The 16,061-nt window shown below is 66.7% G+C and carries 9 protein-coding genes; 3 read left to right on the top strand and 6 right to left on the bottom strand.

The features are described 5' to 3' along the window. Positions 1–776: 776 nt before the first annotated feature. The 6 genes from AC1MEQ_RS12505 to AC1MEQ_RS12480 all read right to left on the bottom strand — a co-directional run bounded on the left by AC1MEQ_RS12505 (position 777) and on the right by AC1MEQ_RS12480 (position 12,834). Complete coding sequence (locus AC1MEQ_RS12505; RefSeq protein WP_479791121.1) at positions 777–4,118, bottom strand: DEAD/DEAH box helicase; 3,342 nt, start codon at positions 4,116–4,118, stop codon at positions 777–779. 85 nt (positions 4,119–4,203) lie between these two features. After that, on the bottom strand, positions 4,204–5,961 hold the full coding sequence (gene treZ / locus AC1MEQ_RS12500) for a malto-oligosyltrehalose trehalohydrolase (RefSeq protein ID WP_479791120.1): 1,758 nt from the start codon (positions 5,959–5,961) through the stop codon (positions 4,204–4,206). 9 nt (positions 5,962–5,970) lie between these two features. After that, a complete protein-coding gene (gene treY, locus AC1MEQ_RS12495) occupies positions 5,971–8,316 on the bottom strand; it encodes a malto-oligosyltrehalose synthase (RefSeq protein WP_479791119.1) in 2,346 nt (781 codons plus the stop codon). Beyond that, positions 8,313–10,514 carry a glycogen debranching protein GlgX gene (glgX, locus tag AC1MEQ_RS12490; protein WP_479791118.1) on the bottom strand — a complete coding sequence of 734 codons (2,202 nt, stop codon included), beginning with the start codon at positions 10,512–10,514 and terminating at the stop codon, positions 8,313–8,315. The genes treY and glgX overlap by 4 nt, the downstream gene beginning before the upstream one ends. A 254-nt stretch (positions 10,515–10,768) precedes the next feature. Further along, positions 10,769–11,578 (bottom strand): putative hydro-lyase, encoded by an 810-nt coding sequence (locus AC1MEQ_RS12485; protein WP_479796125.1) that lies wholly within the window; start codon positions 11,576–11,578, stop codon positions 10,769–10,771. A gap of 38 nt (positions 11,579–11,616) precedes the next feature. After that, on the bottom strand, positions 11,617–12,834 hold the full coding sequence (locus tag AC1MEQ_RS12480; RefSeq protein ID WP_479791117.1) for an NRAMP family divalent metal transporter: 1,218 nt from the start codon (positions 12,832–12,834) through the stop codon (positions 11,617–11,619). A 155-nt stretch (positions 12,835–12,989) separates the two neighbouring features. Between AC1MEQ_RS12480 and AC1MEQ_RS12475 the strand changes: the two genes are divergently transcribed. From AC1MEQ_RS12475 to AC1MEQ_RS12465, 3 genes are all read left to right on the top strand, one after another. Next, on the top strand, positions 12,990–14,447 hold the full coding sequence (locus tag AC1MEQ_RS12475; protein WP_479791116.1) for a GuaB1 family IMP dehydrogenase-related protein: 1,458 nt from the start codon (positions 12,990–12,992) through the stop codon (positions 14,445–14,447). Between the two features lie 83 nt (positions 14,448–14,530). Next, entirely contained in the window at positions 14,531–15,322 is a 792-nt protein-coding gene (locus tag AC1MEQ_RS12470) for an ABC transporter ATP-binding protein (RefSeq protein WP_479791115.1), read from the top strand. Further along, positions 15,319–16,053, top strand: coding sequence for an ABC transporter permease (locus AC1MEQ_RS12465; RefSeq protein WP_479791114.1), 735 nt, complete (start codon positions 15,319–15,321; stop codon positions 16,051–16,053). The genes AC1MEQ_RS12470 and AC1MEQ_RS12465 overlap by 4 nt, the downstream gene beginning before the upstream one ends. The last annotated feature ends 8 nt before the right edge of the window (positions 16,054–16,061 follow it).

The raw sequence follows: 16,061 nt of genomic DNA, 5'->3' as shown, positions 1-16,061 counted from the left end.
GGCTCGCGTCGATGGCCCGCCACGTCCACGGCGGATCAGGTCATGGGTTCATGGATCCCGGTATGCTGCGCAGGCCCGTGACGAGGGCCTGCACAGTGCTGGGTCGCGCAGGCTCAGGCGGGAATGGGAGGCGGCTCGGCCAGATGTGGGGGGAAACCACCGTGGGGGTTTACCCGAGCGAGTTCGGCATGGTCGACGATCCGGCCCGTCTGGGATGAACCTCCCGAACGCAGCAATCGATCGTTGCGTGGGCTCACTTTTGGCTTCATCACGCCTCCGACGTCGATCCGCGTTCCACCTTCATAATGGGCACGCCCGGGCGGCCACGTCAAGACGTCAAATTGGCACACGGGAGATGCTGGCGAAGCCTGGTCACCCCGGCAGAGAACTTCGACCGGTTGACGGCGACGGCCCGGGGGAGACAGCAGCTCTGGCGGGCCGGCGGCCTCAGCTATGTGTTCGAACAGTGCCCAGGGGGACGTAGACGGACGACGAGCATGCCCAACCCGGACTCGACGGAGTCTGCTGCCCCGTATGCCATTTCGATCTCCCGGAGGTGCGATGAGAAGACAGCCATCGGTGCACAGTTCGGGATGTTTCCGTCGCGACGATCAGCAGTTTCCGCGGCTTTCCGATCAATAGGTGACCGTGGTGAAAGTCCCGTTCCTTGGTGGCACGATTCACCACCCCTCAAACCGCGACTTCTGCGACGTGCTGATCCTTTTTCCGACGGGACGTGCAGGCCGGAAGCTCCTCCGCGCCGGGGCCTCGCGGACTCAAGCCTCGAACAGCGAGCGGACATCATCGGCGCTGACCGCCGACCCGAAGGCCGCATCCTCGTCCAACACGGACGAGAACAGCTGTGCCTTCTTGGCCTTGAGCGCCATCACCTTCTCCTCGATGGTGCCCTTGGAGACCATGCGATAGACCATCACGTTGCGCGTCTGCCCGATCCGGTGGGCCCGGTCGACGGCTTGGTTCTCGCTCGCCGGGTTCCACCAGGGATCCAACAGGAAGCAATAGTCTGCCTGGGTGAGATTCAGCCCAAACCCGCCGGCCTTCAGGCTGATCAGGAACACCGGGACCTTTCCGCCAGTGAACGTCTCGATGACCTTCCCCCGGGAACGGGTGCTGCCGTCCAGGTAGGCGTAGGCGATTCCCGCCTCGTCCAGCCGCCGCGCCGCCCGGGACAGGAACGAGGTGAACTGGCTGAACACCAACGCGCTGTGCCCCTCGGCGACGATGTCGTCAAGCTGCTCGAGCAGCGCATCGAGTTTGCTGGAGGGGACACCCTCGTACTGCTCGTCGACCAACGAGGCATCCAGGCTCAGCTGACGCAGCATCGTCAGTGACCGGAAGATCTGGAACCGGTTGGTGTCCATGTCCTCCAGCATCCCGAGCACTTTTTGCCGCTCGCGCTGCAGATGGCGCTGGTATATGGTGCGGTGTTTCGGGGACAGTTCGAGCTCCAGGACCTGCTCCTGCTTGGGTGGTAGCTCCGTGGCAACCAGTTCCTTGGTCCGCCGCATGATCAAGGGCCGGATGCGTCGGCGGAGTTGGGCCAGACGCTCCAGATCACCCTCCTTTTCAATCGGTTTCCGGTAGAGCTCCTCGAACCGTTTGGCAGAAGGGAACAGGCCTGGGGAGGTGATCGCAAACATCGACCACAGCTCAGAGAGGTTGTTCTCCATCGGCGTTCCCGTGATGGCCAATTTGAAGCGTGCCGGGAACGAGCGGGCCTGCGCGGCGGCCTGGGTTGCGGGATTCTTCACGAACTGGGCCTCATCCAAAACCAGGCCCGCCCACGCGTGCCGCGCGTATTCCTCGTTTTCCAACCGGAACAGGGCGTACGAGGTAACGAGAATGTCGGCGCCCTCCAGAAGCGCCACCATCTCCATTCCCGTGCGCTGGAGCGTTTCGGAGACGACGACGGTGCGCAGGCCGGGAGCGAACTTCTGCGCCTCGGCGGCCCAGTTGGGGACCACCGAGGTGGGAGCCACTACGAGGAACGGTTTCGTTGCCTCCCCTGCTTCGCTGGTCCGGTCCTTGACGTGGAGCATCAACGCGAGGGTCTGGAGCGTCTTTCCCAGGCCCATGTCGTCGGCCAGGACCCCGCCGAGGCCATGGTCATGCAGGAATGCCAGCCAGGAGTAGCCTTCCTGTTGGTAGTGGCGAAGTGTGGCGTTCAACCCCGCTGGTGGTGCCGCGGGTTCGATTCCTTCCAGCTCCAACAGCCCACCCACGGAGGCCTTCCACGATTCTGCCTGCTCGGCATCGGCCGCCAGCTCCACCAGTTCGTCCCACAGCGAGGCCTGATGCCGGCTGATCCGCAGGCCCTGGGCCCCGCGGTCGTGCAGGGTCCGCGCCTCCTCGATCAGACGGCGCAATTGCAGGTATTCGGGCTTGTCGAGAGAGAAGTAGCTACCGTCGTCGAGCAGGAGGTAGTCCTCGCCGTGCGCCAAGGCCAGGAACAGCTGGTCGAAGGGGACTTCGGTGTTGCCGAGGTGAACCCGCACGCCGAGGTCGAACCAGTCGCTGGTCTCGGTTTCGCTGGCGCTGACGGAGATGGCGGGAACCTCGGTCAGTTCAACGTAGTCCATCGGCTCGCCCTCGATGTCGATGGCCACCCGGTCCAGAGCCTCGAGGAGCGGCAGCGCCTCCGCGGTGAAACGCGCAGCGTCGACTCCGACCAATTCCACCGGTTCGTTGCTGCCCGGGCGGTTGACCAGCGGTTGCGGGAACGCGCCCTGCCACGCTTCCGGGAAACCCGGCAAGGTATCGGCGACGCCCTTCAGAAGTACCGCCTCCGCCGCAACGTCCCTGTCGGAATCACCGTCCGGAAGCAAGGGATGCCGTGCCGCCGAGGGCCCCAGTCGGTAGTCCCACTCCCAGGCCAGTCGTACACCGGTGACCTCGGGCGCCCGGCGCTTGTCCGAACGGCGGAAATGCGCCACCGCCAGCCGCAGCTGCGGCAGTTCGCGTTCCGGGACCTCCACGGCACCGTCGCTCGATGCGACGCGGGCGCGGCGCACCAGTTCCGGCATGTATTCGCGAACGAATGCGGCGCGCCCGTTCCGGGGGATCTCCAGCGGTTTGGCCTCGCCCAGCAAATGCACGACGACGTCGGGCACCGCGCCGAGCGCGGGAGCCAGGTGGATGGGAGTTGCCCGCAATGGCTGTCCGGGCACCTCGTCCCACCACGCCATGCCGTGGCCGGGTGCACCGATGACCCGCAGCCTGCGCTCCGATCCCGGATCCGCCGGAGCGGGTCCTGTTCCCTCGACGTCGCGCAACGTCGCGGTGACGCGCAGCTTGCCGCCTTCATCCATCAGGTCCAGGCCGACCGCGACCGGGTCGTGCAAGGTGACGGCGGAGCCGGACGTGGCCCCGCGCAGCATGATTCCTGCCTCCTGCGCAGTATCGAGCATGCGCCAGAGGCCCGGCGAGGAAAAGCGCTCCAGCGAAAGGTATGGATTCGCATATGCCACCCCATGCAGCGCGTGGAAATCCTGCATCCAGCGTTCCTGTGCTTCACCGAATCGCAGCACGGGCTGCTGGTTGGCGAAGTAGTAACCCGCTGCAGCGGAGGCACCAAATCCACCCCATCGGAGGTTCGAAAAGACCCACCGGCCCTTATCGTTCATCGTGACGGGACGCAATCCGACGGTGAGCTGAGCTTTCCGTCCCCTGGCCGCGGCATTGACGATTTCGAATTGGACGCCCAACGGCGCCTGCGGCCGCATCTCTGTGGTTCGGCCGAGGATCGCTTCGATTCGGCGCCGCCATGGCGGGAGCTTCTTCACCGTGTCCGTCGCCGCTAGGTTCGAGGCCACGGAGGCAGCCAGCATAAGCGCCGCGGTGTGCTTGCAACGTTCGTGCACCGGGCAGCCACAGACCGCGATCGCCGGCTCCAGCCCATGGGTGTAGGTGACGATGCTGCGGTAGCTGTTGCCTCCGGAGCCGCGGACGTATGACGACACCTGGCGGCTACCGGGATCCCATTCGAGGTCCTGGACCCGGCCCGCGAAGAAGTATTCCATGCCGCGTTCAAAGGTCTGGCGGCCGACGAAGCGCTGGATCTGAGCGTCCTGCAGCACTGGCGGCAAGTCTGGTTCCACTGGTCCAGTCTAGTGGCGTGCCGCGATACATTGGACGGCTTCCGGCAGTCCTGTGGACGTCGGCGGACGCCGTCGTCCACACCGCTCAGCTGGCCGGCACGCGCAGTACCACCGCTGAGACCGCGGCCACGGTGGTGCCACCGACCGCGATATGGACTCTGCCCGGGCTGGTGTCCAGCAGCACCTCGCCGGGCTCTCCTGGCAAGGGAACGGTGGCGTCGTGATCCGAGAGGTTCACGGCAACGGCGATCGATCCCCGATACATCACCAGCCACCCGTCGGCCTCGTCGAAGTCCACGGCGGGCCACGCGGTGATGTCGGCCAGATCAGGCTCAGCGGCCCGGAGCGCCAGCAACCGCCGGTAAAGATCCAACATCCGTGCGTGGACCGAACCTTCGGCCCGGGCTTCGGACCAATCGAGCTTCGAGTTCAGGAAAGTGGACTCGGCCTGCGGGTCCGGCACCAGGGCCGGGTCCCACCCCATGGCCTCGAATTCGGCCAACCGTCCCTCTGCTGTCGCCCGTCCCAACTCCGGCTCGGGATGCGAGGTGAAGAACTGCCAGGGCGTCGACGCGGCGAATTCCTCACCCATGAACAGCATGGGGGTGAACGAAGCCGTCAGGTTCAGCACCGCGGCCAGCGCCAGCCGGTCGGCATCCAGGGTCGCCGTCAGCCGGTCCCCGGCGGCACGGTTGCCGATCTGGTCGTGGTTCTGCGTGCACACCACCAGCTGTCCCGGCACCACCCGGCCCTGGTTGATGGGCCGGCCGTGGTGCCGCCCGCGGAACGACGAATAGCTGCCGTCGTGGAAGAAGCCGTCGCGCAGGACCTTGGCCAGCGCCCCGACCGATTCGAAGTCAGCGTAGTAGCCGGCCGTCTCCCCGGTGAGGTTCACGTGGACGGCATGGTGGAAGTCATCGCTCCACTGCCCGGACAGGCCGTTGCCGTTAACATCCCGAGGCTGGATCAGCCGGTCATTGTTCAGGTCCGATTCGGCGATGAGGAACAGGGGCTTTCCGAGCTGCTCGGCCAGGGCGTCGGTGGCCGCAGCGAGCTCTTCGAGCAGCGGCGTGGCACGTGCATCCTTGAACGCGTGCACGGCATCGAGGCGCAATCCGTCGACGTGGTAGTCGCGCATCCACGTCAGGGCGTTGGCCACGATGTAGGCCCGGACCTCGTCCGAACCGGGGCCGTCCAGGTTCACCGAGTCGCCCCACGTGTTGGCGTTGCCCTCGGTCAGGTACGGGCCGAAACGCGGCAGGTAGTTCCCGCTGGGGCCCAGGTGGTTGTAGACGACGTCCTGGATGACGCCGAGCCCGTGCCGGTGGGCGGCGTCGACGAAACGCTGGTAGGCGGCCGGCCCGCCATACGTTTCCTGCACGGCGAACCAGAGCACCCCGTCGTAGCCCCAGTTGTGGGTCCCGTTGAAGGCGTTGACCGGCAGCAGCTCAACATGCTGGATGCCCAATTCGGCCAGATAGGGCAACTTGTCGGCGGCCGCGTCCAGGGTCCCTTCGGGGGTGAACGTCCCCACATGGAGCTCGTAGATGGCCCCGCCGGCCAGCCCGGGCGATACCCAGGAGGAATCCCCCCAGTCGTGCGCGCCGGGCTCAAAGGTCCGGGAGAGCCCGTGGACCCCGTCCGGTTGGCGCCGCGAGCGTGGATCGGGCAGGGCGGTGTCCCCTCCGTCGAGCAGGTACCCGTAGTCGAGTTCCCCTGCCGGGGGGACGACGGCGGGAGTCCACCATCCGCCGTCGTGCTCCTGCATGGGCAGTTTCCTGCCACCGGCCAGCAGCGCCAGCTCGCTGGCGCGGGGTGCCCAGACGGCGAACGGTTGATCCATGGTGCTCCCCTAACCCGCCGTCCGCACGAGCAGGGCGCCCGGGTAGTCGGCGAAGACATCGGCGGCCCGCAGCTGGCCGTCGCTGGTATGGATGCGGCCGGTGATCTCGTCGCGATAGGTCCCCGCGGCGACGCGCAGTCCGGTGTCCCGCCACCCGCCGTCGGCGGTGAGCCGGACGGGGAGGCGGGTCAGCGCGGCGATGGCCCCACCGCGGTCGAAGGCGAAGAGGTGCCCGGCCGCGCCACCCGTGACGGCGACCGCCTCGTAGCCGGTGAACCATTCCGGGTGCTCGCGGCGCAGGCGCAGGGTCCGGGAGACCATGAGCAGCTTGGCCCGGCCGTCGGCGCCCAATGCCGGGACCTCTGCCGGGGCGTCGATGCGGCCCAGTTCCGCCAAGGCATCCTGCCGCTTCGCGAAGTCGACTGGGCGGCGATTGTCGGGATCCACCAGCGAGCGGTTCCAGAATTCGGTGCCCTGGTAGACGTCGGGAACCCCGGGCATGGCCAGCTGCAGGAGCTTGGCACAGAATCCGTTGGACCAACCGGCCCCCTGGATGTGCTCGACGAGGTCGCGGATCATCCCGGTCAGTTCGGGGTGGTCGTAGGCGGCGTCGATTCCGGCGTGCAGCCGGGCCTCGAATTCCGTGTCCGGGTCCGTCCAGGAGGTGCTATTCCCTGCCTCGCGGGCCGCTTTCTCGGCGTAGGCGTGGGCACGCTCCCGGCTGGCCGGGTATGCCCCAACGGACGCTTGCCACAACAGGTCGGCGAACGGCACGTCGCCGAGCGGGACGAGGGCATCGAGCCGGGCCATGGTCTCCGCCCAGTATTCGGGCAGCTCGGACAGAACGGTGATGCGGGCCCGGGTGTCTTCGCCGCGTTTGGTGTCGTGGGTGCTCAGCGTGGTCATGGCGTCCGGGGCTTCCAGCTGCCGGGCCGCAAGCCGGGTATGGAGCTCGAAGGGTTCCACCGCAAAGATCGAGGGGTCCGCACCGACCTCGTTGAGCGAGGTCAGGCGGGTGAACCGGTAGAAGGCGGTGTCCTCCACGCCCTTGGCCATGACCATGCCGGAGGTTTGCTGGAACCTGGTGGCCAGCTCGCCCAGATGCGTCCCGCCGTCGTCCAGGGGGTTGAGCAAGGGGTGGAGGGCGGTGATCGTCTCGGCGATGTCGGGGCGGTGGATGCGTGCGGCGATGACGGCCTGGTCCAGGTGGTCTGCCCCGTCTGGCAGGTAGCTGCGGTAGACCGGGAAGCAGCTGAGGATCTCGGCGAGTGCATCGATCGCCGCCTCCGGATCAAGGGCCGCCTCCGCCGGAAGGAGCCGTGCCAAGCGCAGCACTTCGGAGTGCAGCAGCCCGTCGGCGATGGCGCGCTTGGTGTCGTGGATCATCGGGTGGTACCCCTCGACGGGGGCCACCTCGCTGAGCACCGCGCTGCCGTCGGGGTCGACGAAGAGGCGGTCGATGTCGGCGAGCGCGTCATACCCGGTGGTGCCTTCGCACTCCCAACCCTCCGGAAGCTTTTCGCCGGGTTCGAGGATCTTCTCGATCAGCAGGTAGGCGCCGCCAATGACCGCCCGCAGGCGTTCCAGGTAGCCGGCGGGGTCGGCCAAGCCATCGGGGTGGTCGATGCGCAGCCCGTCGACCAGGCCCTCGTCGAACCAGCTGCGGATCTGGGCGTGGGATTCATCGAAGACCCACGGGACCTCGACCCGGATGCCGGCCAATGAGTTCACTCCAAAAAAGCGACGATAGTTCAGCTCGTTGTCGGCACGGCGCCAGTTCACCAGTTCATAGTGCTGGCGGTCGTGGACCGCACGGGCGTCGTCACCGTCAGCAGCCGTGCCCGCGGCCACCGGGAAGGCATGGTCGTAGTACCGCAGCTCGAGGCCGCCCGACGCATCCTCGACCTCCACGAGCTGCAGCTGGTCCAACTCCCGGTCGCCGTCCCCGAGGACCGGCAACCGAATGCGACCGTTCCCTGCGTTCCAGTCGATGTCGAAGGCCTCGGCATAGCGGGAGCCCCGGCCCGCGGCGAGCAGGGACCACCACCAGCGGTTGAGCTTCGGTGTCGCCACACCCATATGGTTGGGCACGATGTCCACCAGGACGCCCATCCCCGCGGCGTGGGCGGCGCGTGAGAGCGCCTCAAGTCCCGCCCGCCCGCCCCGGGAAGCATCGACCGTTGCCGGATCAACGACGTCATAGCCGTGGTCGGAGCCGGTTTCCGCGGTGAGGATCGGGGAGAGGTACACCCAATCCACCCCGAGGTCCCGCAGATAGGGCACGAGCTCCACGGCATCGAACAACGTGAAGTCCGGCGTGATCTGCAGGCGGTAGGTCGAACGCGGTGTCCTCATGGCTGGGCCCCCACCTCCGCCCCGGCGACGTCGTCGCCGGAACCGTCCTGGGCTGCCAGGGACGCGGCTACCGAGTGGTCGGTCTCGGGTGCCTCCTCATAGGCGCGCAAGACGAGCAGTGATCGCGCGGACACCGTGATGGTGCTTCCCGCGGCCAGGGGATCGGTGTTGGCGAAGTCCCCCGCGGTGTCCAGAACTGCTTCCCACGCCGGCGCGAACTCGGTGGACGGGATGGTGAAGTCCACGTCCTCATGGTGGGGGTTGAAGAACTGCAGGAAATTGCTGTCGCGTATGGCCTGGCCCCGCTCGTCGCTGCCGGCGATCCCGTAGCCGTTGAGGAACACCCCGAAGGATTGGGCAATGTCGGCGTCCCAATCCTCTGGGGTCATCGGGGTACCATCGGCGCCCAGCCACTTGATGTCCGGCAGGTCTTCCCCATCGGCGCGGATGACGGGCCTGCCGTCGAAGAACCTGCGGCGGCGGAAGGTGGGATGTTCGGCCCGCAACTTGCTCACCGCGGCCGTGAATTCGAGGAGCGGCGTATCCGCTTCCTCCCAGTTGATCCAGCTCAGTTCGGAGTCCTGGGCGTACGTATTGTTGTTCCCGTCCTGTGTCCGCCCCAGTTCGTCGCCGTGGGCGATCATGGGCACACCTTGCGAGAGCAGCAACGTGGCCAGATAGTTACGCTGTTGCCGGGCCCGGAGGGTCCGCACCTCGGGGTCGTCGGTTGGCCCTTCAGCCCCGCAGTTCCAGGACCGGTTGTTGGATTCGCCGTCGTTGTTGTCCTCGCCGTTGGCCTCGTTGTGCTTGTCGTTGTAGGAGACCAGGTCCCGCAGCGTGAATCCGTCGTGGGCGGTGACGAAATTAATCGACGCGACCGGTCGCCGGCTCGAGTGCTCGTACAGGTCGGACGACCCGGTGATGCGGGAGGCGAATTCGCCCAGCGTGGAGGGCACTCCCCGCCAGAAATCGCGGACCGTGTCACGGTACTGCCCATTCCATTCGGTCCACTGCGGCGGGAAGTTGCCGACCTGGTAACCCCCGGGGCCGATGTCCCACGGTTCGGCGATGAGCTTGACCTGCGAGACCACCGGATCCTGTTGGATGAGTTCGAAGAAGGTGGAGAGCTTGTCGACGTCGTAGAATTCGCGGGCCAGCGTGGAGGCCAGATCGAAGCGGAACCCGTCCACGTGCATTTCGGTGACCCAGTAGCGCAAGGAGTCCATCAGCAGCTGCAGCGAATGCGGGTTGCGTACGTTCAGTGAGTTTCCGGTGCCGGTGTAGTCCATGTAGTACCGCTGGTCGTCCTCGACCAGCCGGTAGTAGGAGGCGTTGTCGATGCCCCGGAAGGAGATCGTGGGGCCCAGATGGTTGCCTTCGGCGGTGTGGTTGTACACGACGTCGAGGATCACCTCGATGCCGGCCCGGTGCAGTTCCTTGACCATGGCCTTGAACTCCTGGACCTGTTGGCCAGAATCACCCGTGGAGCAGTACGTGTTCTGCGGGGCGAAGAAGCCGATGGTGTTGTAGCCCCAGTAGTTGGAGAGCCCCTGGTCCTGCAGCGTGGAGTCGTTGACGAATTGGTGTACCGGCATCAGTTCGATGGCGGTGGCGCCGATCTTCTGCAGGTGGGCGATGACGGCCGGGTGGGCGACACCCGCATAAGTTCCGCGCTGGTCCTCCGGCACGTCGGGATGCAGTTGGGTCAGTCCCTTGACGTGGGCCTCGTAGATGACGGACTGGTGGTACGGCGTACGCGGTTTGCGGTCGCCATCCCAGTCGAAGAACGGACTGACCACGACACCGAGCATCATGTGCTCCGCGGAGTCCTCGTCATTGCGCGACTCCTCGTCGCCGAAGTTGTAGCCGAACAACGACTGGTCCCAATCGATCTCGCCGTGGACCGCCTTGGCGTAGGGGTCCAGCAAGAGCTTGTTCGGGTTGCAGCGGTGGCCGGTGGCAGGGTCATTTGGCCCGTCGACCCGGTATCCGTACCTCTGGCCCGGGATGATCTGCGGCAGGAAGCAGTGCCACACGAAGCCGTCGACCTCGGTGAGGTCGATGCGGGTCTCAGCGCCGTCGTCGTCCAGCAGGCAGAGCTGCACCGATTCGGCGATTTCGCTGTAGAGGGCGAAATTCGTGCCGTTGCCGTCGTAGGTCGCGCCCAACGGGTAGGCGTCTCCGGGCCAAACTTCCAATGCGTGCTCCTTGGGGCGGGGGCGGGCGGCCGGGGTTGGGCCTCCGTTCACGATATAGGCAGCATGGTCATTGCGCCCAGTGATCAGGTCGTCGTGCGACCCCTTCGGGGGCGGAAATGATGCGGCGGCGGTTCCCGGGGGGAGGGAGCCGCCGCCGCATCGCGGGAGCGGGAACTGGGGGTTCCGGTTCCCGCGGTGTGCGGGGATCGACCCTGGGGAGGTCTCGACCCGCACGTGGTGCACCGTCGCGCCGGTTAGGGCACGAGGTAGTCGATGTCCCGGGCGTCGGTGACGAGCATGTGCCCGGGTGCGTGTCCGATGGCCAGCGGCGGACGGGATTCCATGACGGCGGCCTGCGGGGTGACCCCGCAGGCCCAGAACACGGGCAGGTGGCCGTCGGGGATGTCCACGGGGTCGCCGAAGTCCGGTCGTGCGAGGTCCGCGATGCCGAGGTCCGCCGGGTTGCCGATATGGACCGGTGCGCCGTGGACGGCCGGGTAGCGGGAGGTGATCCGCACCGCGTCGGCGACCTGGGCGGAGGGGAAGGGCCGCATCGAGACGACCAGGGGCCCTGACATCGTCCCGGCGGCCTCGCAGCGCACGTTCGTCCGGTACATGGGCACGTTCACTCCCTGGTCGATGTGCGCCACCGGCAATCCGCCGTCGAGCAGCGCCGTTTCGAACGTGAAGGAGCAACCGACGATGAACGTCACCAGGTCATCGCGCCAATAGGCGGAGATGTCGGTGGGCTCGGCCACGGGGAGCCCGTCCTCGTAGACCACGTACTTCGGCACGTCGGTGCGGATGTCCCCGCCGGCCAGCAGCGGGCCGGTGGTCGCCCCGGCATCGAGGACCCCCAGGATCGGGCAGGATTTCGGGTTCCGCTGGGCGAAGAGCAGCACGTCGAAGGCCTGCGCCTTCGGGACGATGATCAGGTTGGCCTGCGCGTAGCCGCGGGAGATGCCGGCGGTGGGTGCAACCAGCCCGTCGCGGAAGGCGGACCGGGCCTGGGCGGGGGTCCAGCCCCGGCGCCGGGTGGTGCCGTGGGCACCCGGACCCGGCATCGCCGTCGTCCGCTGTCCGGCGTTCGAGGTCATGGCGCTCACGCCCACAACGAGGCGAGGCCGGAGATCGACATCCAGCCCAGGTAGAGGGTCAGCAGCCAGGCCAGTACGCCGATGATGAGCAACCAGGCCGGGTACTTGTAGCCGTGCAGCAGGTCCCGGCGGCGCCAGGCGATCCAGAGGATGACGGCGAAGCCGATGGGCAGGATCAGCCCGTTGAAGGCACCGGCGAAGATCAGCAGCGTCTGCGGGGCCTGGCCGAGCAGCAGGAAGGCCGCGGCGCAGAAGGCGATGAACGCGACGGTGATGAGGTTGCGGGTGCGCTCCGAGGTCTTGGAGGTGGTGATGAAGGAGACCGAGGTGTAGGCGGCGCCGATGACCGAGGTCAACGCGGCGCTCCACAGCACGACGCCGAACATGCGCAAGCCGATTTCGCCGGCCGCATGCTGGAAGGCGTCGGCGGCCATGTTGTTGCCCGCGAGGGTCACGCCGCCGGCGACGACGCCGAAGATCGCCAGGAAGAGCAGAACGCGCATGATGCCGGTGACGATGACGCCGAGCACCGAGCTCTGCGTGATGGCCTTGACGTTCTCCGGGCCGGTGGCGCCGGAGTCGAGCATGCGGTGGGCGCCGGCGTAGGTGATGTAGCCGCCGACGGTGCCGCCGATGAGCGTGGTGATGATCAGGAAGTCGATCTTCTCGGGCAGGACCGTGTTCTTCAGCGCCTCGCCGATCGGCGGGGCGGCGACGATGGCCACGTAGATCATCAGCAGGATCATGATGGCCCCGAGCAACACGACGATCCGGTCCAGCGCCATGCCGGCGCGCTTGGAGAGGAAGATCAGGATGGCCACAACGGCGGAGATGGCCCCGCCGATCTTCGGGTTGAGGCCGAGCATCGCGTTCATGCCCAGGCCGGTGCCGGCGATGTTGCCGATGTTGAACACGACGCCCCCGATGAAGACCAGGACGGCCAGCACCCAGCCGACGCCGGGGAGGGCCTTGTTGCCCAGTTCCTGGGCCCGCATCCCGGAGATGCCAATGACGCGCCAGACGTTGAGCTGGACGGCGACGTCGACGAGGATGGAAATCAAGATGGCGAAGGCAAACGCTGCGCGCAGCTGGACCGTGAAGACCGTTGTCTGCGTGATGAAGCCGGGGCCGATGGCGCTGGTGGCCATGAGGAACATGGCTCCCAGCAGGGCGGTCCGGCGGGCGGCCGGGCTCAACCCCTTCTTGGTGGGTGTCTCGGACATGTGATGTTCCATCCTGTCGGCGGTGACCGGGGTCACACGGTCGGTTGCTGTTTCGAAGCCTACAGGTTGTTGAACAATCCTGACAAGATATTGTTCAACAATTTTTTGATTGATGTCCCGGTGTCCGGCGGGAGGCGCACGGTAGCCTGAGGTACGTGAAGTTTCTCAACGACGTGAACCCGCAATACGACCTGACCTACAACGACACCTTCATGGTGCCGTCGCGCTCCGCCGTGGCCTCGAGGACGAGCGTCGACCTGACGACTCCCGACGGCATCGGCACCTCGATCCCCCTGGTGGTCTCCAACATGACCGCCGTTGCCGGCCGACGCATGGCCGAGACCGTTGCTCGCCGCGGTGGCATCACGATCCTGCCCCAGGACATCAGCATGGCCGCCGTCAACGACATGGTCGGGCAGGTCAAACGGGCCCACCCCGTCCTGGAGACCCCCATCACCGTCCAGGCCACGGATGCCGTGGCGACGGCCCTGTCACTGCTCGGAAAGCGCTCCCATGGAGCCGCCGTCGTCCTCAATGGCGATGAACCGGTCGGTATCGTCACGCTCGGAGACTGCCAGGAAGTCGACCGCTTCGCCCGCATCTCCGAGGTCATGAGCGAGAACATCGTCACCGCTTCCGTCGCAGACGAGCCACGCTCGGTGTTCGAGACCATCGCCGAACGCCACCTGACCATGGTGCCGGTCCTCGACGGCGGACACCTCGCCGGGGTGCTGACGCGCAAGGGCATCCTGCGCTCGGCCATCTACTCCCCCGCCGTCGATCCGCAGGGGCGACTCATGGTTGGCGGCGCCGTCGGCATCAATGGCGACGTCCGCGCCAAGGCCACCGGGCTGCTCGAGGCAGGCGTGGACGTCCTCGTCGTCGACACGGCACACGGTCATCAGGAGAAGATGATCGAGGCACTGCCACTGGTCACCGCGGCACGCGACGAGTTCGCCCAGCGCACTGGACGCCGGTTGCAGGTGGTCGCCGGAAACGTCGTCTCCCCCGCCGGTGTCACCGATCTGGTCGGGGCCGGCGCCGACATCCTCAAGGTCGGGGTCGGCCCGGGTGCCATGTGCACCACCCGGATGATGACCGGGGTAGGGCGCCCGCAGTTCTCCGCTGTACTCGAATGCGCCGCCGCGGCCCACGACACCGGGGCCGAGGTCTGGGCCGATGGTGGCGTGAAGTACCCGCGCGACGTCGCCTTGGCCCTGGCCGCTGGCGCCGCCAGCGTGATGATCGGCTCCTGGTTCGCCGGAACGCACGAATCCGCGGGCGATCTGGTCCTCGATTCCGATGGCCGGGCCTACAAGGAGAGCTTCGGGATGGCCTCGGCGCGCGCCGTGCAACAGCGCACGAAGCACCGCTCGGCTTTCGAACGGGCCCGCTCCGCGCTGTTCGAGGAGGGCATCTCGCACTCGCGCATGTATCTGGACCCCTCCCGCCCGGGCGTCGAGGACCTCATCGACTCGATCATCTCCGGGGTGCGTTCGTCCTTCACCTACGCGGGCGCTGAATCGATCGCCGAATTCCGCGATCGGGCCGTCGTCGGCGTGCAGTCCAGCGCGGGCTACGAGGAAGGCCGCCCGCGCGAGACCTCCTGGTAGAAAACGTGTGGCCCGGCCCTCCGTCGATCCCGCGAGCCGGGAGATAGTTGACCCGAGACCCAGACAGGTCTTTGATTCATCACATGGTGAATGAGCTGATGGCCATCGAGGTCGATGGCCTGACCGTCCGCCGCGGAAAGGCCGCGGTGCTGGAGAATCTGGCCTTCGGAGTGCGGGCAGGTGCCGTCGTGGGACTGCTCGGTCCCAGCGGTTGCGGCAAATCGACGTTGATGCGCAGCATCGTGGGAACCCAGGTGGTCCACGGTGGCTCGATTCGGGTGTTCGGCGAGCCTGCCGGATCCGCCGCGCTCCGGCGGCGGATCGGATATATGACGCAATCCGTCAGCGTCTATGACGACCTGACCGTGCGCCAGAACCTCGACTATTTCCGCAAGATCCTCGGGGCCGGTTCCGACGTGGTCGACCGTGTCCTCGACCTGACGGACCTTTCCGGCACGGCAACCCAACTGGTGGAGAACCTCTCCGGCGGGCAGCGCAGCCGCGTATCGCTGGCGGTAGCTCTCCTGGGGGAGCCGGATCTGCTGGTCCTCGACGAACCAACAGTGGGGCTTGATCCTGTGCTGCGCGCTGACTTGTGGGATCTCTTCCGTCGGCTCGCCGCCGACGGCGCAACGCTCCTGGTGTCCAGCCATGTCATGGACGAGGCCACGCGCTGCGATCGCCTGCTCCTGATGCGCGAAGGTGAAATCATCGCCGACGAATCCCCCGATAGCCTGCTCGCTTCGACGGGAACGCAAACTGCTGAGGAGGCGTTCCTCTTCCTGATTTCCGGACAGGAAAAGGCCCCGCCACCAGCTTCTACGCACGCCCGTCACCGGAAGGGTCCGGGCGCCGGCGAAGGGGAGACACCGTGAACGCCACTTCGACCTTCGCCACGGCCGGGCGGGTCTTGGCCCAGATCAGGCATGATCCGCGGACCGTGGCCCTGTTGCTGATAGTCCCCAGTCTGCTGATCGGCCTGGTGGCCTGGATCTTCACGGAGACCCCGGTCTTCGCCACGATCGGCCCCGCGATCATCGCCCTCTTCCCCTTCATCGTCATGTTCCTGGTGGCCAGCATCAGCACGTTGCGGGAACGCAGGTCCGGAACACTCGAGCGGCTTCTGACCATGCCATTGGGCAAAGGATCCTTCATCTTGGGATACGCGCTGGCCTTCGGCCTGCTCTCGATCGTGCAGACGGCGATTGCGGTGACATTCTCGGTCTGGGTATGCGGTTTGGAGATCTCAGGGCAGTTCTGGCAGCTCTTCCTGGTCGCGGTGGCCGACGCATTGTTGGGAACTGCCTTGGGCTTGCTGGCCAGCGCCTTTGCCCGCAGTGAGTTCCAGGTGGTCCAGTTCATGCCGGCCTTCGTCTTCCCGCAGATCCTCCTGGGCGGACTCTTCCTACCGCGCGATCAGCTGCCGGACGTTCTGCAGACGATCGGCGACTGGCTCCCGTTGTCCCATGCCATGGATGCCCTGAACGCCGTGGCGACGGGTGATGAGGATAGTGCCTACGTGATGCTGCGGATCGTGTTCATCTGCGCCTGGATCGTCGGGGCCATTGCCCTGGGGTCGGTCACGTTGCGCCGACGAACCCCCTGAGGTCCGCG

It is taken from the genome of Arthrobacter sp. ASL1 (genome assembly GCF_056680475.1).
The sequence above is the reverse complement of the archived record's forward strand: the minus strand, read 5'-3'. Positions and strand labels throughout refer to the sequence as shown.